Below are 24,035 nucleotides of genomic sequence, written 5' to 3'. Positions count from 1 at the left end.
AGGCAAATCCGCTTATCGTAAAGGCTGAGCTGTGATGGGGAAGCTCCTTATGGAGCGAAGTCTTTGATTCCCCGCTGCCAAGAAAAGCTTCTAGCGAGATAAAAGGTGCCTGTACCGCAAACCGACACAGGTAGGCGAGGAGAGAATCCTAAGGTGTGCGAGAGAACTCTGGTTAAGGAACTCGGCAAAATGACCCCGTAACTTCGGGAGAAGGGGTGCTTTCTTAACGGAAAGCCGCAGTGAATAGGCCCAAGCGACTGTTTAGCAAAAACACAGCTCTCTGCGAAGCCGTAAGGCGAAGTATAGGGGGTGACACCTGCCCGGTGCTGGAAGGTTAAGGAGAGGGGTTAGCGTAAGCGAAGCTCTGAACTGAAGCCCCAGTAAACGGCGGCCGTAACTATAACGGTCCTAAGGTAGCGAAATTCCTTGTCGGGTAAGTTCCGACCCGCACGAAAGGTGTAACGATTTGGGCACTGTCTCAACCAGAGACTCGGTGAAATTATAGTACCTGTGAAGATGCAGGTTACCCGCGACAGGACGGAAAGACCCCGTGGAGCTTTACTGTAGCCTGATATTGAATTTTGGTACAGTTTGTACAGGATAGGCGGGAGCCATTGAAACCGGAGCGCTAGCTTCGGTGGAGGCGCTGGTGGGATACCGCCCTGACTGTATTGAAATTCTAACCTACGGGTCTTATCGACCCGGGAGACAGTGTCAGGTGGGCAGTTTGACTGGGGCGGTCGCCTCCTAAAGTGTAACGGAGGCGCCCAAAGGTTCCCTCAGAATGGTTGGAAATCATTCGTAGAGTGCAAAGGCATAAGGGAGCTTGACTGCGAGACCTACAAGTCGAGCAGGGACGAAAGTCGGGCTTAGTGATCCGGTGGTTCCGCATGGAAGGGCCATCGCTCAACGGATAAAAGCTACCCCGGGGATAACAGGCTTATCTCCCCCAAGAGTCCACATCGACGGGGAGGTTTGGCACCTCGATGTCGGCTCATCGCATCCTGGGGCTGTAGTCGGTCCCAAGGGTTGGGCTGTTCGCCCATTAAAGCGGTACGCGAGCTGGGTTCAGAACGTCGTGAGACAGTTCGGTCCCTATCCGTCGTGGGCGTAGGAAATTTGAGAGGAGCTGTCCTTAGTACGAGAGGACCGGGATGGACGCACCGCTGGTGTACCAGTTGTTCTGCCAAGGGCATAGCTGGGTAGCTATGTGCGGAAGGGATAAGTGCTGAAAGCATCTAAGCATGAAGCCCCCCTCAAGATGAGATTTCCCATAGCGTAAGCTAGTAAGATCCCTGAAAGATGATCAGGTTGATAGGTTCGAGGTGGAAGCATGGTGACATGTGGAGCTGACGAATACTAATAGATCGAGGACTTAACCATATAATATGTAGCAATGTTATCTAGTTTTGAAAGAATATAAAAAACTTGTTGACTTTCAAAAGTAAATGAGTTATAATAATTCTTGTCTTAAATGAATACAGTCTGGTAATGATGGCAGAGAGGTCACCACCCGTTCCCATACCGAACACGGAAGTTAAGCTCTCTAGCGCCGATGGTAGTTGGGACCTTGTCCCTGTGAGAGTAGGACGTTGCCAGGCAATATTATTCCGCAGTAGCTCAGCGGTAGAGCTATCGGCTGTTAACCGATCGGTCGTAGGTTCGATTCCTACCTGCGGAGCCATTGGAGAGCTGTCCGAGTTGGCCGAAGGAGCACGATTGGAAATCGTGTATACGTCACAAGCGTATCAAGGGTTCGAATCCCTTGCTCTCCGCCATAGGATTTATAATATTTGGCCCGTTGGTCAAGTGGTTAAGACACCGCCCTTTCACGGCGGTAACACGGGTTCGAATCCCGTACGGGTCACCACTTTGGAGGATTAGCTCAGCTGGGAGAGCACCTGCCTTACAAGCAGGGGGTCGGCGGTTCGATCCCGTCATCCTCCACCATATAAATTTTATATAAATAGTATTATCGCGGGGTGGAGCAGCACGGTAGCTCGTCGGGCTCATAACCCGAAGGTCGCAGGTTCAAATCCTGTCCCCGCAACCAAATGGTCCCGTGGTGTAGTGGTTAACATGCCTGCCTGTCACGCAGGAGATCGCCGGTTCGACCCCGGTCGGGACCGCCATTTTAACTTCTGCTATATAGCAGTTGTTTTTTATTGGACATTATGGTACAATAACATTTGTCTTTGAAAAGAAGAAAATTATTTCGATGGGCTATAGCCAAGCGGTAAGGCAACGGACTTTGACTCCGTCATGCGCTGGTTCGAATCCAGCTAGCCCAGCCATTTACGAGCCATTAGCTCAGTTGGTAGAGCATCTGACTTTTAATCAGAGGGTCGAAGGTTCGAGTCCTTCATGGCTCATCATTTTTGCGGAAGTAGTTCAGTGGTAGAATACAACCTTGCCAAGGTTGGGGTCGCGGGTTCGAATCCCGTCTTCCGCTTAATTAAGGGGCCTTAGCTCAGCTGGGAGAGCGCCTGCCTTGCACGCAGGAGGTCAGCGGTTCGATCCCGCTAGGCTCCATCTAAATAAAAAAGCTTACATCATATGATGTAAGCTTTTTTTGTGTTCAAAAAGACAACTTTTATACTTGTCGTTTAAAATGAAGAAAACGTAAAAATAAGGGATGGGGAGATAATTGTGAAAGTTGTTATTGCATCTGATTCATATAAAGAAAGCCTAAAAGCTATAGAAGTATGTGGAGCTATTGAAAGAGGTTTTAGAGCAATTTTTCCTAATGCAGAGTATGTGAAAATACCAATTGGAGATGGAGGAGAAGGGACGGTTGAATCACTTGTTGATGCTACAGGGGGGAGAATTATATCAATTAGTGTGACAGGACCGCTTAGAGAAGGTATACAAGCTTTTTATGGCATTTCTAAAGATAAAAAGACAGCGTTTATTGAAATGGCAGCAGCATCAGGATTACAGCACGTTCCAGTTGAAAAGCGCAACCCACTTATTACAACGACAAAAGGAACAGGAGAACTTATATTACATGCGCTAGATCAAGGAGTGGAGTACATAATTTTAGGACTTGGAGGAAGTGCTACAAATGATGGTGGGACAGGTATGTTAGCAGCTTTAGGAGTAAGATTTATAAATGACAAGGGTGAAGTAATAGATCCATCTGGAGGCACATTACATTCGATTGTTGCTATTGATTTTTCACGAATGGACCCCCGCTTAAAGGGGGTAAAGATAGAAGCGGCATGTGATGTGGATAATCCATTAGTCGGAATGCAGGGAGCATCTTTCATATTTGGGAGACAAAAGGGTGCAAATGTAGAGATGATGAAAGAGCTAGATGAGAATTTACAACATTATGCGAATATGCTTAAACGATATGTATCTTTTGATGTATCTGACATACCTGGTGCAGGGGCAGCGGGAGGAATGGGAGCGGCTGTTATTTCAGTGTTAAAGGGAGACTTGCGGAGAGGCATTGAAATTGTATTAGATTATACAAATTTCGATAAACATATAGAAGATGCAAATCTCATTATAACTGGTGAAGGTAGAATAGATAAACAAACTGCATATGGAAAGGCTCCTGTGGGTGTTGCGGGGCGTGCAAAACGTTTTTCTGTGCCTGTAATTGCTATTGGAGGGTCTGTATCACCTGATTATTCAGCTGTGTACGAGAAAGGAATAGATGCGGTATTTAGTATTACAACGAGACCGATGACACTAGAAGAAGCATATAAAGTAGCAGAAGAAAATATTGAAATGACAACAAAAAATATTGCAACAGTATGGAAAATAGCATCAGAAAAACACTTCTAAATGTAGGAGTGTTTTATTATTATTATTTAATAATAGTGATTGCGATTGTTTCATTAAGTTAACTTTATACATAGAATAGTTTTAAAATTTGGTTTTCAGTATAAATATAAGTGAATAAATTGTATATCCATACAGAAAAATGTCGAGTTGAGTCAGACTATATAAAAGATTTAAAATATTTAGTGAAGGCATAAAAGGGGGATACTATCTATGAAAAAAGAAATCTCAGTTATTGGAGTTCCAATGGATTTAGGACAGATGCGCCGTGGAGTTGATATGGGACCGAGCGCGATCCGTTATGCAGGGGTAATTGAAAGAATTGAAGAAATTGGATATGAAGTTAAAGATATGGGAGATATATGTATAGAGAGAGAAAAAGAGATAGATGAAAATACAAAATTAAGAAACCTTACACAAGTTGCAACTGTATGTAATGAATTAGCAAGTAAGGTGGATCATATTATAGAAGAAGGTCGTTTTCCACTTGTATTAGGTGGTGACCATAGTATTGCTATCGGTACATTAGCTGGTGTAGCAAAACATTATAAAAACTTAGGCGTTATTTGGTATGATGCACACGGTGATTTAAATACAGAGGAAACTTCACCATCTGGAAATATTCATGGTATGTCACTTGCAGCAAGTTTAGGTTATGGACATTCTTCACTTGTAGATTTATACGGAGCATATCCAAAGGTGAAAAAAGAGAATGTCGTAATTATCGGTGCGCGTGCATTGGATGATGGAGAAAAAGATTTCATTCGCAATGAAGGTATTAAAGTGTTCTCAATGCATGAAATTGATCGTATGGGGATGACGGCTGTTATGGAAGAAACAATCGCATATTTATCTCATACTGATGGTGTACACTTATCATTAGATTTAGACGGTCTTGATCCTCATGATGCACCAGGTGTTGGAACGCCTGTAATTGGCGGTCTATCTTATCGTGAAAGTCATTTGGCGATGGAAATGTTAGCAGAAGCTGATATTATCACATCTGCTGAATTTGTTGAGGTAAATACGATTTTAGATGAGAGAAATAGAACGGCAACAACAGCAGTTGCTTTAATGGGTTCTTTATTCGGTGAAAAACTAAAATAAATGTAAGAAAAGCAACTGAGAAGTTGCTTTTTTTATTTGAAAATAGGCGTATAATAATGATTTATATTATACTGTACAATAAAAATGTTTGACATCTTACCAATTTGAGCTAAAGGGGGTTGTTTGTAATTGTCGTTTGTTTCATGTATGGTATAATTAACTAGTTGTTGGAAATACATACAGATAGAGCATAAAACAATATTTCAATATATGGATAGAATTGCTCGTAAGTAGGAGGAAGGGATAGCATGCCTTTTGAAGATACGACCATTTTGAAATATCTTAGTACGGCATTAGATATTGCCATTGTATGGTTTATTATATATAAGCTAATTCTTATAATCCGAGGGACGAAAGCTGTTCAACTTTTAAAAGGGATTACAGTTATTATCGTCGTTAAGATGATCAGTATTTTCCTTGAATTGCGTACGCTATCTTGGCTAACTGAACAAGTATTAACGTGGGGATTTTTAGCCGTTATTATTATCTTTCAGCCAGAATTGAGAAGAGCACTTGAGCAGCTAGGGCGCGGAAGCTTATTTTCGCGTGTTGGAACGCATGAGGATGATGAACCTGAAATGGTTGCAACAGCGATAGCAAAAGCAACCGAATATATGGGGAAACGTAGAATTGGTGCATTAATTACTTTGTCAAAAGAGACCGGTATGGGTGATTATGTGGAAACGGGTATTCCGCTGAATGCAAACGTATCATCGGAATTACTTATTAATATTTTTATTCCAAATACACCTCTTCATGACGGAGCGGTAATTATGCAAGGAAGTACAATTAAAGCAGCAGCATGCTATCTTCCATTATCAGAAAGTCCGTTTATTTCTAAAGAATTAGGAACTAGACATCGTGCTGCAATGGGAGTTAGTGAAGTTACTGATAGTATTACAGTAGTTGTGTCTGAAGAAACTGGTCAAATTTCTTTAACGAAAAATGGTAAGTTGCATCGTGATTTGAAGACAGAACAGCTGAAGGATATGTTATTAGCTGAATTTAGTGGAAACGAAAAAACGACTTCTTCGTCTTTATGGAATTGGAGGAGAAAGCGTCATGGATAAGTTAATGGAGAATCATTGGTTTTTAAAAGGGATCTCATTACTATTGGCGTGTATGCTTTTTATGTCAGCGACGTTAACTGAAAAAAATACGACATCAGGTATATTACCTTTTGCAAATGATACGAAAGAAACATTAACTAATTATGCTATTAATCTTAAGTATGATGAGGAGAAATATATTGTAAGTGGTATTCCAGCAGAGGGCGTTAAGGTGAAATTAGAAGGCCCAAAAGCATCAGTTGCTACAGCAAAAGCAAAAAAACAATTTGATATACCGATTGATTTGCGAGATAGTCCAAAAGGAACTTATGAGATTTCTTTAAAAACGAACGGGCTTCCAGATGATGTGAAAGGAACAGTTCAGCCATCAACAATTAAAGTTACTCTGCATGAAAAGGCGAGAAAATATGTTCATGTAGATCTGAAATTATCAAATGAGGATCAGATGCCAGCGGGGGCTACACTAGAAAAATCAAGCCTTAAACCGGATACTGTTGAGGTAGTTGGGACGAAAGAAGAAATTGAAAGTATTTCATCTGCCAAAGCGTATGTTGATTTAAAAGGTGTTAATAAAACTGTTACAAAAACGCCCGAAGTTACATTATACAATAAAGAAGGAAAACGTTTAAATGTAAGAACAAGTCCATCTAAGATTAGTGTAACGTTGAATGTGGCAATGCAAACTACAGCCAATAATACTGAAAAAACTGTTCCTGTAACGTATACGAAGAAGGGGAGTTTAGCAGAAGGATTGGCAGTTACAAATATCAGTGTTGAGCCGAGAGAAGTAACGATAGCAGGTCCAAAAGATATTTTGGATAATATACAATCGCTAGAGGGGGTCGAAGTAGATCTTAGTCAATTGACAGAGTCTACAACATTCGATGCCTCTGTTTTATTACCCAAGGGTGTAACAAGTGCAAAACCGAATCAAGTGAAGGTTTCGGTGGGAGTGCAAAAAACAAAACAAACGAAAACAAAAACGATTGATGGTATCCCAATCCAGAAAAATGGACTTTCTAAAGATGTTACTGCTCAGCTACTTTCGCCGCAAGATGGAAAGATAAGTGTTGATATTTCAGGAGAAGCAAGTATAGTAGATAAAATAACAGCTGCTCAAATAACAGCGGTAATTAATCTGCAAAATGTATCTCCAGGAACGAAAGATATTTCCATTCAAGTGAGTGGTCCTGGTAATATTTCAATAGAACCAAAACAAAAAAGTGCTAAAGTTACTATTGTGAAGAAAGAAAAACCAGATAAAGAAGTACAGGGTAACGGTCAACAACCGGATTCAAACACCGATCAAGAAAATCAAAATGAGAAACCAAAAAATCCTGAACCTGATTCAGAAAAAGAACAGGAAAAGAATCAAAACCAAAACCAAAATCAAAATCAAGATAAAGAAACGAGTCAAGAACCAACAGTAGATAATCACAATCAAAAAGAGCAAGAAAAAGGAGCGAATCATAATGGGTAAATATTTTGGTACAGATGGAGTACGCGGAGTTGCAAATAAGGAGTTAACACCTGAATTAGCTTTCAAAATTGGACGTTTTGGTGGTTATGTATTAACAAAAGATACAGATCGTCCAAAAGTAATCATCGGTCGTGATACACGTGTATCTGGCCATATGTTAGAAGGAGCTTTAGTAGCAGGGCTATTATCAACTGGAGCAGAAGTAATGCGCCTTGGCGTTATTTCTACACCGGGCGTTGCTTATTTAACAAAAGCACTAGACGCACAAGCGGGTGTTATGATTTCTGCATCTCATAATCCAGTACAAGATAACGGTATTAAATTCTTTGGTTCAGACGGCTTTAAATTAACAGATGAGCAAGAAGCTGAGATTGAAGCTTTATTAGACAAAGAAGTTGATGAACTACCACGTCCGACAGGTACTAATCTTGGACAAGTGAGCGATTACTTTGAAGGTGGACAAAAATATTTACAGTACATTAAACAAACTGTTGAAGAAGATTTCTCCGGCCTACATATCGCTTTAGATTGTGCACATGGTGCAACTTCTTCTCTAGCTCCATACTTATTTGCAGACCTAGAAGCTGATATTTCAACAATGGGAACTTCTCCAAATGGTATGAATATTAATGAAGGTGTAGGATCTACACATCCAGAAGGCTTAGCTGAATTGGTAAAAGAAAAAGGAGCGGATATCGGACTTGCTTTTGATGGCGATGGCGACCGTTTAATTGCTGTAGACGAAAAAGGAAACATCGTTGACGGTGATCAAATTATGTTCATTTGTGCGAAGTATATGAAAGAAACTGGTCAATTAAAACATAATACAGTTGTTTCAACTGTTATGAGTAACTTAGGTTTCTACAAAGCACTTGAAGCAAATAATATTACAAGTGATAAAACAGCAGTTGGTGACCGCTACGTAATGGAAGAAATGAAGCGCGGAGGTTACAACTTAGGTGGAGAACAATCAGGCCATATTATCTTACTTGATTACATTACAACTGGTGATGGAATGTTAAGTGCACTTCAACTTGTAAACATCATGAAAATGACGAAAAAGCCATTATCTGAGCTTGCAGGAGAAATGACGAAATTCCCACAATTGCTAGTAAACGTTCGTGTAACAGATAAAAAATTAGCATTAGAAAACGAAAAAATTAAAGAAATTATTCGTGTTGTAGAGGAAGAAATGAACGGTGATGGCCGTATTCTTGTTCGTCCATCTGGAACAGAGCCACTTATTCGTGTAATGGCAGAAGCACCAACACAAGAAGTTTGTGATGCATATGTACATCGCATTGTAGAAGTTGTGAAAGCTGAAGTTGGCGCTGAATAATTAGCTGAATTTATATGAAAAAGGAGCACAAAAAGTGTTCCTTTTTCATATGTTTTATAGACAATGAAAAAAATTTCATTGACGGTTTATCCATGTTTGTTATAAGATGGTCTTGTTCTTTTTCTCAAAGGAAATATTGTAAATTATAAAAGCGCCAGAACTACAAATAGTGTAGTTGACGAGGTGGGGTTTATCGAGATTTCGGCGGATGACTCCCGGTTGTTCATCACAACCGCAAGCTTTTACTTAAATCATTAAGGTGACTTAGTGGACAAAGGTGAAAGTGTGATGAGAGAAGAGGAACGGATGAAAACTAGCTGTATAAGTATATACGGACTTAAACCCAATCGAGAGGAAGGTGAAAGCCGTTACAAGCTTACAGGGCTAGCAATATGTAATCCGTTTTTTAGTATAAATAAAAATGGTATCGGACTATGTCGTTACATGTTCGCAGAGCAGTGTAAGCATTTGTAACGGCGACTAAACATGTGTGGAATCGTAGGATTTATTGGAGAGCAAGATGCAAAGGAAATTTTATTAAAAGGTTTAGAAAAGCTAGAATATCGTGGATATGATTCAGCAGGTATTGCAGTACAAGCAGAGAACGGTGTTGTTGTATACAAAGAAAAAGGCCGTATCGCAAAACTTCGTGAAATCGTAGATGAGAACGTAGCAGCAAGCGTAGGTATCGGACACACACGCTGGGCTACACACGGTGTTCCAAGTAAAGTAAACGCGCATCCGCATCAAAGTACATCAAAACGCTTTACATTAGTTCATAACGGTGTAATTGAAAACTATGAATTAGTGAAAAAGGAATATTTACAAGATGTAACGTTCGTAAGTGAAACAGATACAGAGGTTATCGTACAGCTTATGGAACAACAAGTGAGCACAGGATTAAGTGTAGAAGAAGCGTTCCGTAATACACTATCTCTTTTACATGGCTCTTATGCAATCGGATTACTTGATGCTGAAAATCCAAACATGATTTATGTTGCTAAAAACAAAAGCCCGCTATTAGTAGGTGTTGGTGACAACTTTAATGTTGTGGCAAGCGACGCTATGGCGATGTTACAAGTTACAGATCAATTTATTGAGTTAATGGATAAAGAAATCGTAATTGTAACGAAAGAAAGTATTACAATTAAAAACTTACAAGGTGAAACGATTGAACGTGCACCGTTTACAGCGGAATTAGACGCAAGTGATATTGAAAAGGGAACATATCCTCATTTCATGCTTAAAGAAATCGATGAGCAACCACTTGTAATCCGTAATATAATTCAAAAGTATCAAGATGAAAATGGCGAAATTGAATTAAATCAAGACATCCGCAATGCGATTTTAGATAGCGATCGTATTTACATCATTGCATGTGGAACGAGTTATCATGCAGGTCTTGTTGGAAAACAATTTATCGAGAAGTTTGCAAAAATGCCAGTTGAAGTACACGTGGCAAGTGAATTCTCTTATAACATGCCATTATTAACAGAAAGACCATTCTTCATTTACATTTCACAAAGTGGTGAAACAGCTGATAGCCGTGCAGTACTTGTGCAAACAAATGAAATGGGCCATAAAGCCTTAACAATTACAAACGTGCCTGGTTCTACACTTTCTCGTGAAGCTGATTATACACTTCCGTTATACGCTGGACCAGAAATTGCAGTTGCATCAACGAAAGCTTACACAGCACAGCTTGCAGTACTTTCAATTTTAGCAGCTGATATTGCTAAAGCAAAAGGTGAAGTTCTTGATTTCGATTTAACACACGAACTAGGACTTGTAGCAAATGCAATGATAGAACTTTGTGATCAAAAAGAAGAAATGGACGCATTAGCAAAACAATTTTTAGCAACAACGCGTAACTGTTTCTTCATCGGACGTAGCGTAGACTTCTACGTAGGATTAGAAGGCGCGTTAAAACTAAAAGAAATCTCTTACATCCAAGCAGAAGGATTCGCTGGAGGAGAGTTAAAACACGGTACAATCGCTTTAATTGAAAATGGTACACCAGTTATTGCACTTGCTACACAAGAGCACGTAAACCTTGGAATTCGTGGTAACGTGAAAGAAGTAGTAGCACGCGGAGCTAACCCATGTATCATCTCAATGAAAGGCTTAGAAATGGAAGGTGACAGCTTCGTATTACCAGCTGTACACGAAGCACTAGCACCGCTAGTAGCAGTTATTCCATTACAACTTATCTCATACTACGCAGCACTTCACCGCGAGTGTGACGTTGATAAGCCACGTAACTTAGCTAAGTCTGTTACTGTTGAGTAGGACGTTGGTAGGTTAATAAATATAGTATGCGTTTGAAATAAATTTTGATAGTTTATAAAAAAGTCTGATCGTTTATAATAAATTAAAACTAAGAAAAAAACTCTGTAAAAATCATTTTACAGAGTTTTTTTTAGTTATTTATTGTTTTACATAACAAATTGTTACTTGTTCGTCTATGTGGAAAATCTGTAATGCTTTACCATCTAAATTTTTAACCTCATATGATGAATAAATAGGTCTTTCCAATTTCACTTCTTGACCATTTTGAGTTCCTTTTTCCACCATTAGCGTTAACTGATGGGAAGAAACGTCTGCTTGGTATGTTCCTGTTAAGTAATTATCTTTATTTGGATAAGAACCATTTGCATATGTTTCAAATGTCTTATCTGCTTTTAGGACTAACGTAGTTTTGACTCCGTCTCCGTAATCAATACCCCAATTACCTACAAGCTCTGTACCGTCTTTATAGTTGTTCTGTACATTCTTAAACTTAGCGGAATCCTCGTCTGGTGTATCAATTTTTCCTTTGAATATACCAGTTTTATCTTGGGTACTGTATGTTTTAACTGTATTACCACTAGATAAACTCGGTGAGTTAGAAGAACTAGTACCACTTGTTGTAGAAGTAGTTGTTGAACCACCCTTAGCTTCCGCTTTTAACTTATCAAATACAGGTTTCCAAATGCGTTTTGCTTCATCTAATTTATTGTTTGCTTTATCTATGATTGCATCATCCGTATCTTTAAGTGTTTTAGAGTAATCAAATAACTTCGATACTTCTTTGAAAGACTCTTTTAACTTTTGAACAGCTTTTACAATTTCCTTATGGTCTTCCTTGTATTTTCCTGGTGCATCTATACGCTCTATTTTATTAAATACTTTATCTAAGTCTTTAATACTATCTCGTACCTCTTCATTTGACTTACTTCCCTTTTTATTATCCCTTACAGAAGCATCATAGTAATCTAGACGTCTTAATAAGTCTTCTTCAATGTCTACCATAAGTTGTGGGTAATCCTCAGGTAAAACCATAATCATCTTAACATCTTTACTTTCTTCTTTCGAGTTAGTTGATTTTTCCTTTGTTTCAGATGATTTACTTTCTGACTTAGTTGAACTTGTTCCTTCTGTCGTAGTTTCTTTACTTTCTTGTTTACCAGATTCAGCATTTGTTTTTTCTTTTTCTCCAAATAAACTAGTTACACTACAAGCTGACATAGAAACTACTAATCCGGATGCTAGTAAAATTTTACCTGTACTCTTTTTGAAATTCTTCATATGATTTTTCAATTCTCCCTCTAAAAACATAAAATAGATGTGCTTTAGCCCCTTTAAAACTAAAAAACATACCCCTTCTATATTTATTTTATAATACCTTTCTATGTGTAATATTTTACAATTAATTACAGATGCAGTCAAAGTTTATCTTAGTTTAACGATGTTCATAAAAAAGATGCGAAGCTTTATTCCTTCAAGTAAAGATTCTAAGTGAGTTTTGATTAAAATTTTTTTATAAAAATCTCATACTTAGTTAAAAAGAGTAATTCTATTTTGATCAATCGTTTTTTCAAAATGGATTTTTTTGTTGTTAAATAAAGATTTGTGACTTCATTTTTATCAAATTTTATTCCAAACCAACATATAGTTATAGCTTTAAAATAAACTTACAAATTTGTATCTAAAAGGGGTGTTTTTGTGTCGAAAAAGAACATCTAGAATTGGTAAGCGGATAGAACCCTATAGATTAAAGTTTTACTTTATCGAATTCACTTTTATTTATCTGAATTTTCCATTATCATTTTAAGTATTCGTGAACAATTTCCTTTATTACGACAAAAAGAGACGAGAGATTTATGGACATTTCAAGGGGGTATATTGATTAAAGTGAATGAAAAAACATATTTAAGTATAGAAGAGATTATTTCATTACCAACCTTATCAAGTACAAACATAAGTGATGATGGTAAAAACGTAGCATTTGTTAAGAAGACGGCTGATTGGAAAGAAAATACATATAGGAATCATGTATGGATATATGAAAAAGATAAGAAGCAGAGTTACCCATTATCAAATGGGGATATAGATAGTACACACCCATTATGGTCTCCAGATGCTAGGTGTATCGCATATCTTAGTCCAGTTGGTGATGGGAAAAATCAGATATTTGTTAAGTCACTAGATGGTTATAGAGAGGTTCAAATTACTGATGAGAAAGAAGGAGTCAGTACATTCAAATGGGGTCCTACTGGCAAGGGTCTTTATTATGTTACGCAGTCAAAAGAATGTGAGGAGATAAAGAAACGTAAGGACCTATATGGAGATTTTCAACATATAGGTAAGGAACACCAGAATAATTGTTTATATTACATTGAAATAGAAAAGGTGATACAAAGTGATACAGATGAACACGAGAACAGAGTTGTTTATCAATTAACGGATGGTAAGGATTTTCATATCCATGAATTTGATATTTCAAATGATGGTAAAAAGGTTGTATTTATGGCGACACCAAGCTCAAATATGGAAGATTATATAAATGGAGATCTATACATACTCCATATTAAAGCTGGAGAGCTACAAAAGCTGAATGTGAATAAGTTGTTGGGAGGGAGTGTTTGCTTTTCTCCTGACGGCAGTAAAATATGTTACACAGCAAGCATAAGAGAGAAGGATTACTATAGAAACCATATACAAGATAGTACGTTAGAGATATATGATATAAATACCGGAGAGCTAATTCAACTTTTAACAGATTTTGATAGTACAGTTATGCCATTACAGTGGACAGCTAAAGGGGTTTTAATTAGGTGGCAGAATAAAACGAATTATCTTATTGGATTGCTAGCCGAAGATGGCACTGTGGAAATATTAAGCGAAAAAGTAGATGGCTTTATAATGGATGCTTCTATAACAAAGGATGGCAAACATATATCCTACAATAAGGCAATAACAAATGAAACCTTTGAAATCTATTTAGACGATAAAAAAATAACGAATGAAAATAGCTTTTTCAAAGGGAAACTTAGAAGTAACAGGGAAATCATCTCATGGAAAAGTAGCGATGATCTTGAAATAGAAGGTGTTTTATCAACGCCAGTAGAGTTTGACACTAATAAAAAATATCCTTTATTAGTAGTAATTCACGGCGGTCCGGCTTGGGCATCTTTTCCGATATTTTCAGACTGCTTCAATGAGAAATATCCAATTGAACAGTTTATTGAAAAAGGCTTTATCGTTTTAGAACCAAATTACAGAGGAAGTTCAGGTTATGGTAATGAATTTTTAAAAGCTAACTATAGAAAACAGGGGATTGCTGACTACGATGATGTTATATCTGGAGTGGATGAACTAGTAGAAAAAGGGATGGTAGACAAGGATAGGGTAGGAGTTATGGGATGGAGCAACGGTGGATATGTATCAGCTTTCTGTTCTACATTTAGTAGTCGATTTAAAGCTATTTCAGTTGGCGGTGGAATCACTAACTGGAGTACCCATTATGTAAATACAGATATACCTTACTTTATTAGAATGTATTTAGGAAATACTCCATGGAATGATCCAGAGATATATACGAAGACATCACCTATGACGTATATTAAATCAGCTTGTACGCCTACCTTAATTCAACATGGGGAAAAGGATGCAAGAATTCCAATTACAAATGCATATGATCTATATCAAGGATTAATGGATATGGAAGTTGATACAGAATTAATTATATTTAAAGGAATGGCATATAGTTCTGACCAACCAGGAGTTCATGTAGCTATTATGAAGCAGAACTTGATGTGGTTTTCACACTATATTCTTGGAGAGAGTATGGAGGGTTTTAGGACTTTGTAATGGGTGTTTGTACAAGACATAAGGTTGAAACGGTCTTCATATTGAGATGATTTATTATAAAATATATACTTAAACTACTATCAGTACATACATTAGGGAGGACTAATATGACAGGGAATAAAAATGACTTACTAGTAGAAAAACGTGAAGAGTTATTGAAAGTATTGCAAGTTCGTTTTGAGAAAAACATGAACCGCCATGAAGGTCTTGAATGGGCTAAAGTTGAAGCGAAGATAGAAGGTAATGCTGAAAAATTATGGTCACTTAACGAAATGGAAGTAACTGGCGGTGAGCCGGATGTTGTCGGTTATGATGAAGAAAAGGACGAATATACTTTCTATGATTGTTCAAAGGAGAGTCCTAAAGGTCGCAGAAGTCTTTGTTATGATCTTGAAGCGTTAGAATCAAGAAAAAAACATAAACCAGAAAATAACGTTATTGATGTTGCCAATGCTATGGGCATTGAACTATTAACGGAAGAACAATATCGGGAATTGCAACAACTTGGCGATTTTGACATGAAATCATCAAGTTGGGTACAAACACCTTCAGATATTAGAGAACTCGGTGGTGCTCTATTTTGCGATTATCGTTTTGGACATGTTTTCGTGTACCACAATGGAGCAGACTCTTACTATGCTGCCAGAGGTTTTCGTGGCTCGTTAAAAGTTTAAATTAGGATAAATAAGAAAAAGAGCCTATATTCAGGCTCTTTTTCTTATTTATATTTTAAAAGTAAACTGTTACTACGCAGTTTTACTTAATTTATATGTTTCTTGGTTGTTTTTACGGAAAAGTTTAGGGAAAACAGAGCCATCTAATCCAATACGTCCAGCGTTCTGCCCTGCAACTAAAATGAACATAGTCAAAATAAGCAGGTTTGGGTTTACACTAACAGTTCCACTTAATAAAAATGAAAGATTCATTATGATTCCGAAAAATGCAGCTGTTTTTGTTAGTCCGCCTAAAATTAAACCTAGACCTACTAAAATTTCTCCCCATTGAACTAAAAAGCTAAATAGGTCTGCGTTTGGAAGGACAAAATGTTGAAGAAAATCTGCCCACCAACTTTGTACTGCAGGGTGGTCACCAGATGCTTGAGCAATAGCACCCTTTAGAAAGCCACTTGCGTCAAAAGATTGTCCGAAGACTTTGCCTATCCCAGCAGCGAGCCATGTATATCCTATGTAAAGCCGTAAAAGTAATAATATGAAAGTAGCACGTTTATCAGTTCTTAAAAAATTGATAACCATTGAAATCCCTCCAATATTGTATTTACAAGTTTATTATATATCCATTGTGAAAAAATTCACAATGGATATAATGTGAACAAGGATAGGCTGTGAGTAATTGTTTTATTTTTTGTAACATTTTATCTGTTTTGGTAAACTAAGAATAGAGATATATGGAGAGGAGACAACGACTCAATATGTGGATGAACTTGTAATGATTAGAAACTACTAGATAGATGAATTTTTCTCTCATAAGCGAGGGTTTATTTAGTTATCTGTAAATCATTCAAGGAATGCATATTTGGCTTGTATATCCTTTTTGTAAGGATAGATACCTATTTTATGTATCTGTCTTTTTTGTGGGAAAGTTTATATCTCTTATATAAAATATGCGTCCTTTAAATTTGGAGGAGTATATGATAAACCAATTAAAAAATAAGGTAGCAGTTATTACAGGGGTAAGTCGTCTAGATGGTATAGGCGCAGCGATTTGTAAAGAATTAGCTGAATCAGGATACGATATATTTTTTACGTATTGGACAGCTTACGATAAAGAGATGCCTTGGGGCATTGATGAAAATGAACAAATACAATTAAAAGAAGAGCTATTACAAAAAGGTGTTAGAGTATCGAGTATGGAGTTAGATTTAACTCAGAATGATGCACCGAGAGAGCTTATAAATAGAGTTACTGAACAAATTGGATACCCTCATATATTAATTAATAATGCAGCGTATTCTACGAATAATGATTTCTTTAATTTGACTGCTGAAGAATTGGATAGGCATTATATGGTGAATATTCGTGCGACTACATTGCTCAGTAGTCAATTTTCCCGGGGATTTGATAAGAAATCTGGTGGTAGAATTGTGAATATGACTTCGGGGCAATTTCAAGGTCCTATGGCAGGAGAACTAGCTTATGCGACAACGAAGGGAGCTATTGATGCTCTTACTAGTACGTTGTCAGCAGAGGTAGCTCATTTAGGAATAACAGTGAATGCAATTAATCCAGGACCAACCGATACAGGATGGATGACTGAAGAGATAAAACAAGGGTTAAAGCCGATGTTTCCTTTTGGCAGAATTGGTGAGCCAAGGGATGCAGCTAGACTCATTAAATTTTTAGTAAGTGAAGAAGCTGAGTGGATTACTGGGCAAGTTATTCATTCAGAAGGTGGATTTAAAAGATAAAAAGAAGGTATCTCACCTTGGTGAGATACCTTCTTTTTTAATCTTTCTTCAGTCTTCGTGCAACACCATTCCCTAAAGATTGTAATCCTTGAACGAGGATAATTAAAATAAAGACCGTTGCATACATTACGTCAGGCTCGTAGCGTAAATGTCCGAAGCGGTATGCTAAATCCCCTAATCCGCCAGCACCTACAAGGCCAGCCATTGCTGTTGCGCCAATTAAGCCAATTGTTGCAATTGTTAATCCAAGTACAAGGGAGGGACGAGCTTCTTTCACCATGACGTGCCAAATGATTTTTATAGTAGAGACTCCCATCGCTTGGTAGGCTTCAATGACACCGCGATCGACTTCTAGTAAAGCTGTCTCCATTAAACGTGCGATATAAGGGGCTGTGAAGACGACAAGCGGTACGATAACACCTTGCACGCCAATGGATGTTCCCATTAGAAACTTTGTAAAAGGCAAGATAAAGAATAATAGAATGATAAATGGAAGAGAGCGAATAACATTAATAACCGTATTAAGAATAGGATAGATGATTTTATTTTCACGCTGCCCACCAGGTCTCGTTAAAACAAGTGTGACGCCAAGTGGCAGTGCAATAAGGATCGAGATGAGTAATGAAATAGATGTCATTTGAAAGGTTTGGATTGTGGCTTCCCATATGACTTTACCCCATTCATCCAAAAAGGACTTGTTTCCCATAATCTGTTCTACCTCCTTCTACGATGATTCCTTGCTCTTGTAAAAATGATAAAGCACGGTGGATTTCATTTTGTTCCCCTTGCATATGAACGACTAGTTTCCCATATGCTTCATGTTTTAACTGCGTAATATTACCGGATAAAATATTCGGATACACTTGGAAACGTTTTGTGGCAACGGCTAAGGCAGGTTCTCCTGAAGTAGTGCCAATAAATGAAAGTGTTACAATTTCTCCAGTACGTTGTAGTTCTTTCTGTACCTCTTCTGGAATTTTCGCTGCAAATGCGCTATTTACAAATTTCTTCGTTGTTACATGTTGTGGGTTTGTGAAAATATCTTTTACAGTTCCACTTTCGACTACAGATCCATGTTCCATAACAGCAACGCGGTCACATATACGCTGGATGACATTCATTTCATGTGTAATGAGTAAAATCGTAATTCCGATTTCTTCGTTAATCTTTAATAGCAAATCAAGGATAGAATCGGTTGTTTCTGGATCTAATGCGCTCGTTGCTTCATCACTTAATAACACTTCAGGTTCATGTGATAGCGCACGAGCAATTGCAACACGCTGTTTTTGACCACCAGAAAGTTCGCTTGGATACGCATCTTTTCGATTAAAAAGATCGACAATGCGTAAATACTTTTCTACTCTTTTTTCAATTTCTGCTTTTGGAATGCCAGCAAGCCGTAACGGTAATGCGATATTTTCATAAACGGTAACAGTTTTAAGTAAATTGAATCCTTGAAAGATCATTCCGATTTTTTGTCTCGCTTTTGCTAGTTCTTTTGTCGATAACGTTGTTAAGTCTTGTTCGTTTACAATGATATTTCCTGTCGTTGGTTTTTCTAATAAATTTACACATCGAATCAATGTACTTTTACCAGCGCCACTATACCCAATGATTCCAAATACCTCGCCTTTTTCTACTTTAAGGGAAGTAGACTTAAGAGCCTCAACATTCCCTTTTTTTGTTGTAAATACTTTGGATATGTTTTGTAATTCAATCATTATCGTCAGCTCCTACCAAGATGGTAAAACTGAACCATCAAATTTTTTCTCGATAAACTCTTTTACTTCTTTAGATTGATAAGCTTTCTTTAATTTATTTACAACGGCATCATCTTTATTTTCAGTACGAACAACAACCCAGTTCACATATGGTGAATCTTTTCCTTCGCGGAAAATAGAATCTTTCGCTGGACTTAATTTTGCACCTAATGCAAAGTTTGTGTTAATTGCAGCTGCTTTCACTTCACTTAGTTGCGTTGGTAATTGAGATGCCTCTAATTCGACAATCTTTAATTTTTTTGGATTTTCAATTACATCTTTTGCAGTCGCTTTTTCTGTAGCCTTTGGATCAACTTTTAAAACCCCTGCTTTTTCAAATAATTTTAAAGCTCGAAGTTCATTTGTTGGGTCATTTGGTACAGCAATTGCGTCGCCCTCTTTTAAATCTTTTAAATCTTTTACATCTTTAGAATATACGCCCATAGGGAATGTTACTGTTGAAAATACTTCAGTTAATTTCATATTGCGTTCAGCTTTAAATACATCTAAATAAGATTTCGTTTGGTAGCTATTTACATCAAGGCTTTTTTCATCTAATGATACGTTTGGCGCTACATAATCATTAAATACTTTTATATCAATTTCGAGACCATCTTTTGCTGCAACTTCTTTTACCTTTTCAAAAATTTGTTCATGTGGTCCACCTGTTACACCGACAGTAATCTTTTTCTCGTCTAATGCTTTTACCTCTTTATTTGAACTCACGCTACATGCGCCTAATAACAATACTGCTCCGCTTACAATGCTTAATAATACCTTTTTCATCTATAAATCCCCCTTCATATACGTTCCAAAATAAAAAGCACCTCCCAAAAATAAGAGAGGTGCCGAATAGACGAAATAGATTCCTCTCTTATCTTCCAAAACGAAAAATCGTTTTGCAGGAATTAGCACCTTAGCTTATACGTCATAAGCTCGGTTGCCGGGCATCATCGGGCCAGTCCCTCCGCCACTCTTGATAAGAGTATGTGTATGTAGTTTTGAATATGGTACTAATAGTAAATCGTACAAAAAGAATTGTCAATAATATTTTCAGAATATATTTTATTTTAAGGTAATCGAAACGTTTCCCTTTTTATGTCCTTTTTCTACATATATATGAGCTTCAGCAATTTCTTCTAATCGGTAAGTTCTATCAATAACAGGTTTTAGCTTTTCTGTTTCAGCTAGTTGTTTTAGCAGGTTCATATCTTCTTTACTGACCTTTGCCATCATTCCGTTCACAGATACATATTTTCCATTAGGCATTAATGCATCTGTACAAAGAGACTTTTTATATTTTCCAACTGCATCAAATATAATATCGTAGTGCTCGCCCTGCTTAGTAAAATCTTCTTTCATATAATCAATTACGTTGTCTGCCCCTAATGTTGTTACTAAATCGAAATTCGAACTACTACAAATGGCTGTGACAGTCGCCCCGAAGTATTTAGCAAGTTGTATGGCAGCTGTCCCTACTGACCCAGAGGCGCCGTATATAAGTACTCGTTGCCCTTTTTTTATCTGTCCTTTTCTAAGGAAGTGTAATGCTGAAGTTCCGCCAAAAGGAATAACGGCAGCTTCTTCATATGTCACATTGGTAGGTTTTAATGCTATTAATCCACTTTCATGCACGCATGTGTATTCCGCATAACCACCAAGGTTTAGTTCTGTTAATGCAAAAACTTGATCTCCCTTTTTAAATTGTGTTACATCTGTTCCAATGTCTTCGATTTCACCGGATAACTCTACGCCAAGTATAGGTTTTCTCGGTTTTCTGAAACCTAATATGATCCGCATAGGAATCCAAAATAAGGGGGGGCTATTAAAGCCACGTATTCTACAATCTCCAGTCGATACACTTGTTGCGTGAATTTTAACTAATACTTCATTTTTTTTAGGTTTAGGCTTTTCTACATTTTGAAGCTGGAGAACATTAGGTGGTCCGTACTTTGTACAAATAATCGCTTTCATAATGACCTCCTGAAATGAGTTGTTATTATTTACAACATATTTAAAGTTTTTCTCAAACATGTTGCTATATAGAAAATAAATTTAAAGATAAATATTACGAATTATATAGATTTCATAGGAAAAGAGATGATATTATTTTTGGGAAGGAGGGGACGTTATGAAAAAACTTATTTTAATTTCAAGTTTAGTACTTGCAGTCGGTCTAGGAGTAGGGTGTAGTAATGAGAAAACAAAAAAGACTGACGAACCGAAAAAAGAAGCTGTGCAGAAGGAAAAGGAATTAACAGCGAAGGATGTTTTTAATAAAGCGAATGAAGCTTTTAAAAACGAAGAAAATGTAACGATGACATATGATGTGGGAATAAAGGCTGAAGGAACAGAGATGAATGTAATAAAGGCTAAAATGCAACTAGAGCCGAAGAAAAAAAATTCTCGTTCTGAAATGAATGTTTCTGGTACAGAGGTTGTTGTTTATGATGTGGGTGGCAAAATTGCTGGTCAGTTAAAAAATCCTAATACGGGTGAAATTATGTCTGTACCAGAGGAACAATTGAATGCTAACGGAATGAACGCGACTCAAGGAATGGTAGATAATTTAGAGATTCCATCGGAAATTTTAAATAAAGTGAAGATGGAGAAAAGTGGAGATAATTATAAGCTGAAGTTTGCATTAAAAGGGCAAGAGACAGAGAGTATGCTAGCTAGTATGGATGAAAAGCAGAAACAAATGCTACAAGGCCAAAATGCAAAGATAGAAGAAATAGATGGGGAATATATTATTACAAAAGAATTTAAATATGAATCAGCAAAGATAGATATGGTTATGAGTAGCAATGGTGAGGATAAAGCGCATATTATTACGGATGCAAAGTTTACATCGTATGATAAATTTGATCCAATACAATTGCCAGCAGCAAAGTAATCACTGTCAAGAGAGGTACCTGAAAGAACGGGTATCTCTTTTTGTTGCTAATAAGGAGAGTGTCCTTTGAAAAAAAGAAAGATAGCAGTGGTCATTGTCGCATATACGGTTTTGCTTGCAACGTCTGTACATACGTATAAAAAACAAATTGATCATCCTATTATGAGTGATGTAGGTAAATTGCTTCCGACAAAAATAAAACGTGTTGAAAGTGCTACGGAAGAGCACTCGTTAATAAAATTAGTGCGAGATGCAAAAGTTTCAGGAGAGAAAATTTCCATTGCAGGCATGCAACATAGCCAAGGAGGACAGACATATTATCCGAATGGCACGATGCTCGATATGAAAGGATATAATAAAATATTAGAATTTGATCCAGAGAAGAAGCGGATTACAGTGCAAAGTGGTGTCACCTGGAATGATATTCAGAAGAAAATAAATCCTTATGGCCTTGCGGTACAGGTCATGCAGTCTCAAAATATTTTTACTGTTGGCGGTTCATTAAGTGTAAATGTACACGGGCGTGATATTCGTCATGAGGCACTGATTGATACAGTAGATTCATTTAGATTGTTAATGGCAGATGGCACGGTACGTAATGTAAGTAGAGAAGAAAATGCAGAGTTATTTCCATATGTCATTGGGGGTTACGGTTTATTTGGAGTTATTTTAGATGTGACGCTGAAGTTAACAGATGATGAATTATATGAAATGCACACGAGAATGATAGATTATAAAGAATACGTATCTTATTTCAAAGAGAAAGTGAAAAGAGATGAGAATGTTCGTATGCACTTAGCGCGTATTTCTGTTGCTCCAAATTCATTTTTAAAAGAGATGTATGTGACAGATTATACTTTGGCACAAAATCAAAATATGAGAGAAGAGTACAGTGAATTAAAGGAAGAAAATATTATAGCTGTACCGAAATTTTTACTTGGGTTATCACGTTATAGTGATTGGGGAAAGAATACATTTTGGGATATACAAAGAGGTTATTTTGAACGTACAGATGGAAAGTATGAGACGCGTAATAATGTTATGAGATCAGATAGTGCTTTTATGGAATATGAAAATCCAAATAGGACCGAAGTGTTACAAGAATACTTTGTGCCTATAGATGCTTTCACAGAGTATATAGATGATCTACGTAACGTATTAAATGAAGAAGAGTTTAATTTACTCAACATTACGATTCGTTACGTGGAAAAGAATGAAAATGCAGTTTTGTCCTATGCGAAAGATGATATGTTTGCGCTGGTTCTTTTGATTAACCAGGGACGCTCAGAGAGTGAGATAAAGAAAACAGAGGATGTCATTCGCAAGATGATTGATGTTACTTTAAAGCATAACGGTAGTTACTATTTGCCGTATTATTCTTATCCAACGAAAGAGCAGTTAAAGAGGGCATATCCTCGTATTGAAGAATTTCTCAAGAAAAAGAAGGAAGTAGATTCAGAAGAGAGATTTGTGAATTTATTTTATAGGGAGTATACGAAATGACATATAGAAGATTTGTGGCCTCGCAAAGTATCATCATGATGGCAGGAAGTATGGTATTTCCTTTTTATATATTATTGCTTCGAAACGTTGGAAATAGCTTCTCGCAATTTGGCTGGGCGTATGGCTTATTTGCTTTAACATCAGCACTTGTATATCCACTAGTGGGGAAGGTATCTGATCAAGTAGGTGATAAAAAATTATTAATCATATACGCTTGGTCCATGGCAATCTTAATGCTTTGCTTTCCAATTGCCACGGAAGTTTGGCATGTGTATATTCTTCAAATTGTAATGGGCGTTTTAGGTGCTGTGCAGCGTAATACTGAGAAGACTTCGTTAGCACGAAAGGTTGCGCAGGAAAAGGCTGGTTATGAGATTGGAAAATACCATGTGTGGACATCCATTGGCGGAGCAGTAGCGGTTATTGCCACGGGATATTTAGTAGATTTCTTTACGATTGGTACAATTTTTTATATTGCATCTATTCTATATGTAGTGAGCGGGATTGTATTAAGTAGTAAAAAAATATAAC

General features: G+C 37.3%; 19 protein-coding genes, 10 tRNA genes, 2 rRNA genes and 1 riboswitch (1 of these 32 cut by a window edge). Of the genes, 25 read left to right on the top strand and 6 right to left on the bottom strand.

What is annotated here, in order from left to right; translation table 11 throughout:
* The 19 genes from F3I02_RS22885 to glmS form a co-directional block, all read left to right on the top strand.
* Positions 1 to 1,383 (top strand): 23S ribosomal RNA (locus F3I02_RS22885); it begins 1,540 nt to the left of the window's first position.
* 101 nt (positions 1,384 to 1,484) lie between these two features.
* Positions 1,485 to 1,601 (top strand): 5S ribosomal RNA (gene rrf / locus F3I02_RS22880).
* An 8-nt stretch (positions 1,602 to 1,609) separates the two neighbouring features.
* Positions 1,610 to 1,684 (top strand) — tRNA-Asn (locus F3I02_RS22875).
* Between the two features lie 2 nt (positions 1,685 to 1,686).
* Positions 1,687 to 1,778 (top strand) — tRNA-Ser (locus F3I02_RS22870).
* Positions 1,779 to 1,795: 17 nt separating this feature from the next.
* Positions 1,796 to 1,870: transfer RNA gene (locus F3I02_RS22865), tRNA-Glu, on the top strand.
* Positions 1,871 to 1,874: 4 nt separating this feature from the next.
* A tRNA-Val gene (locus tag F3I02_RS22860) sits at positions 1,875 to 1,950 on the top strand.
* A 26-nt stretch (positions 1,951 to 1,976) separates the two neighbouring features.
* Positions 1,977 to 2,053 (top strand) — tRNA-Met (locus F3I02_RS22855).
* A 3-nt stretch (positions 2,054 to 2,056) separates the two neighbouring features.
* Positions 2,057 to 2,132 (top strand) — tRNA-Asp (locus F3I02_RS22850).
* Positions 2,133 to 2,219: 87 nt separating this feature from the next.
* Positions 2,220 to 2,294, top strand: a tRNA-Gln gene (locus F3I02_RS22845).
* Positions 2,295 to 2,299: 5 nt separating this feature from the next.
* A tRNA-Lys gene (locus F3I02_RS22840) sits at positions 2,300 to 2,372 on the top strand.
* 8 nt (positions 2,373 to 2,380) lie between these two features.
* Positions 2,381 to 2,452: transfer RNA gene (locus F3I02_RS22835), tRNA-Gly, on the top strand.
* Positions 2,453 to 2,459: 7 nt separating this feature from the next.
* Positions 2,460 to 2,532, top strand: a tRNA-Ala gene (locus F3I02_RS22830).
* 117 nt (positions 2,533 to 2,649) lie between these two features.
* Positions 2,650 to 3,795 carry a glycerate kinase gene (locus F3I02_RS22825; RefSeq protein ID WP_196478473.1) on the top strand — a complete coding sequence of 382 codons (1,146 nt, stop codon included), beginning with the start codon at positions 2,650 to 2,652 and terminating at the stop codon, positions 3,793 to 3,795.
* A 210-nt stretch (positions 3,796 to 4,005) separates the two neighbouring features.
* Positions 4,006 to 4,899, top strand: coding sequence for an arginase (gene rocF, locus F3I02_RS22820; protein ID WP_196478472.1), 894 nt, complete (start codon positions 4,006 to 4,008; stop codon positions 4,897 to 4,899).
* Positions 4,900 to 5,147: 248 nt separating this feature from the next.
* Positions 5,148 to 5,969: a diadenylate cyclase CdaA gene (cdaA, locus tag F3I02_RS22815; RefSeq protein WP_001115697.1), complete on the top strand. Its 822-nt coding sequence runs from the start codon at positions 5,148 to 5,150 to the stop codon at positions 5,967 to 5,969.
* Positions 5,962 to 7,449 carry a CdaR family protein gene (locus F3I02_RS22810; RefSeq protein ID WP_000359592.1) on the top strand — a complete coding sequence of 496 codons (1,488 nt, stop codon included), beginning with the start codon at positions 5,962 to 5,964 and terminating at the stop codon, positions 7,447 to 7,449. The genes cdaA and F3I02_RS22810 overlap by 8 nt, the downstream gene beginning before the upstream one ends.
* A complete protein-coding gene (gene glmM, locus F3I02_RS22805; protein WP_000521476.1) occupies positions 7,442 to 8,788 on the top strand; it encodes a phosphoglucosamine mutase in 1,347 nt (448 codons plus the stop codon). The genes F3I02_RS22810 and glmM overlap by 8 nt, the downstream gene beginning before the upstream one ends.
* A gap of 288 nt (positions 8,789 to 9,076) precedes the next feature.
* Positions 9,077 to 9,262, top strand: a complete 186-nt coding sequence (locus F3I02_RS22800) for a hypothetical protein (RefSeq protein WP_001206405.1) — start codon at positions 9,077 to 9,079, stop codon at positions 9,260 to 9,262.
* A gap of 12 nt (positions 9,263 to 9,274) precedes the next feature.
* Positions 9,275 to 11,077 (top strand): glutamine--fructose-6-phosphate transaminase (isomerizing), encoded by a 1,803-nt coding sequence (glmS, locus tag F3I02_RS22795; protein WP_000334163.1) that lies wholly within the window; start codon positions 9,275 to 9,277, stop codon positions 11,075 to 11,077.
* Between the two features lie 138 nt (positions 11,078 to 11,215).
* Here the strand turns inward: glmS and F3I02_RS22790 are convergent, their stop codons facing one another.
* On the bottom strand, positions 11,216 to 12,367 hold the full coding sequence (locus F3I02_RS22790) for a DUF3994 domain-containing protein (RefSeq protein WP_002163817.1): 1,152 nt from the start codon (positions 12,365 to 12,367) through the stop codon (positions 11,216 to 11,218).
* A 588-nt stretch (positions 12,368 to 12,955) separates the two neighbouring features.
* Here F3I02_RS22790 and F3I02_RS22785 point away from each other — a divergent pair.
* Positions 12,956 to 14,920: a S9 family peptidase gene (locus F3I02_RS22785; protein ID WP_033672941.1), complete on the top strand. Its 1,965-nt coding sequence runs from the start codon at positions 12,956 to 12,958 to the stop codon at positions 14,918 to 14,920.
* 107 nt (positions 14,921 to 15,027) lie between these two features.
* Positions 15,028 to 15,594, top strand: coding sequence for a DUF4256 domain-containing protein (locus F3I02_RS22780; RefSeq protein WP_000147399.1), 567 nt, complete (start codon positions 15,028 to 15,030; stop codon positions 15,592 to 15,594).
* A 72-nt stretch (positions 15,595 to 15,666) separates the two neighbouring features.
* Here the strand turns inward: F3I02_RS22780 and F3I02_RS22775 are convergent, their stop codons facing one another.
* Entirely contained in the window at positions 15,667 to 16,173 is a 507-nt protein-coding gene (locus F3I02_RS22775; RefSeq protein WP_196478471.1) for a DoxX family membrane protein, read from the bottom strand.
* Between the two features lie 395 nt (positions 16,174 to 16,568).
* On the opposite strand from F3I02_RS22775, the gene F3I02_RS22770 reads away from it, so the two are divergent.
* Positions 16,569 to 17,345, top strand: coding sequence for an SDR family oxidoreductase (locus tag F3I02_RS22770; RefSeq protein WP_000609969.1), 777 nt, complete (start codon positions 16,569 to 16,571; stop codon positions 17,343 to 17,345).
* A gap of 37 nt (positions 17,346 to 17,382) precedes the next feature.
* Here F3I02_RS22770 and F3I02_RS22765 read toward each other — a convergent pair whose 3' ends face one another.
* From F3I02_RS22765 to F3I02_RS22750, 4 genes are all read right to left on the bottom strand, one after another.
* On the bottom strand, positions 17,383 to 18,051 hold the full coding sequence (locus F3I02_RS22765; RefSeq protein WP_074593935.1) for a methionine ABC transporter permease: 669 nt from the start codon (positions 18,049 to 18,051) through the stop codon (positions 17,383 to 17,385).
* Positions 18,026 to 19,066 carry a methionine ABC transporter ATP-binding protein gene (locus tag F3I02_RS22760; protein WP_000571620.1) on the bottom strand — a complete coding sequence of 347 codons (1,041 nt, stop codon included), beginning with the start codon at positions 19,064 to 19,066 and terminating at the stop codon, positions 18,026 to 18,028. The genes F3I02_RS22765 and F3I02_RS22760 overlap by 26 nt, the downstream gene beginning before the upstream one ends.
* Before the next feature lie 12 nt (positions 19,067 to 19,078).
* A complete protein-coding gene (locus F3I02_RS22755) occupies positions 19,079 to 19,891 on the bottom strand; it encodes a MetQ/NlpA family ABC transporter substrate-binding protein (protein WP_095021830.1) in 813 nt (270 codons plus the stop codon).
* A gap of 85 nt (positions 19,892 to 19,976) precedes the next feature.
* A riboswitch (SAM riboswitch) is annotated at positions 19,977 to 20,091 on the bottom strand.
* A 79-nt stretch (positions 20,092 to 20,170) separates the two neighbouring features.
* On the bottom strand, positions 20,171 to 21,079 hold the full coding sequence (locus F3I02_RS22750; RefSeq protein WP_046946221.1) for an NAD(P)-dependent alcohol dehydrogenase: 909 nt from the start codon (positions 21,077 to 21,079) through the stop codon (positions 20,171 to 20,173).
* Positions 21,080 to 21,236: 157 nt separating this feature from the next.
* Here F3I02_RS22750 and F3I02_RS22745 point away from each other — a divergent pair, with 157 nt between their 5' ends.
* The 3 genes from F3I02_RS22745 to F3I02_RS22735 all read left to right on the top strand — a co-directional run bounded on the left by F3I02_RS22745 (position 21,237) and on the right by F3I02_RS22735 (position 24,034).
* On the top strand, positions 21,237 to 22,001 hold the full coding sequence (locus F3I02_RS22745) for a DUF6612 family protein (RefSeq protein WP_000733613.1): 765 nt from the start codon (positions 21,237 to 21,239) through the stop codon (positions 21,999 to 22,001).
* 66 nt (positions 22,002 to 22,067) lie between these two features.
* Positions 22,068 to 23,504, top strand: coding sequence for an FAD-binding oxidoreductase (locus F3I02_RS22740; RefSeq protein ID WP_046946220.1), 1,437 nt, complete (start codon positions 22,068 to 22,070; stop codon positions 23,502 to 23,504).
* Positions 23,501 to 24,034, top strand: a complete 534-nt coding sequence (locus tag F3I02_RS22735; protein WP_000222367.1) for an MFS transporter — start codon at positions 23,501 to 23,503, stop codon at positions 24,032 to 24,034. The genes F3I02_RS22740 and F3I02_RS22735 overlap by 4 nt, the downstream gene beginning before the upstream one ends.
* Position 24,035: the final 1 nt, after the last annotated feature.

Source organism: Bacillus sp. SRB3LM (genome assembly GCF_015712745.1).
Classification (GTDB): domain Bacteria; phylum Bacillota; class Bacilli; order Bacillales; family Bacillaceae_G; genus Bacillus_A; species Bacillus_A thuringiensis_K.
This window is presented reverse-complemented; position numbering and strand designations above follow the sequence as displayed.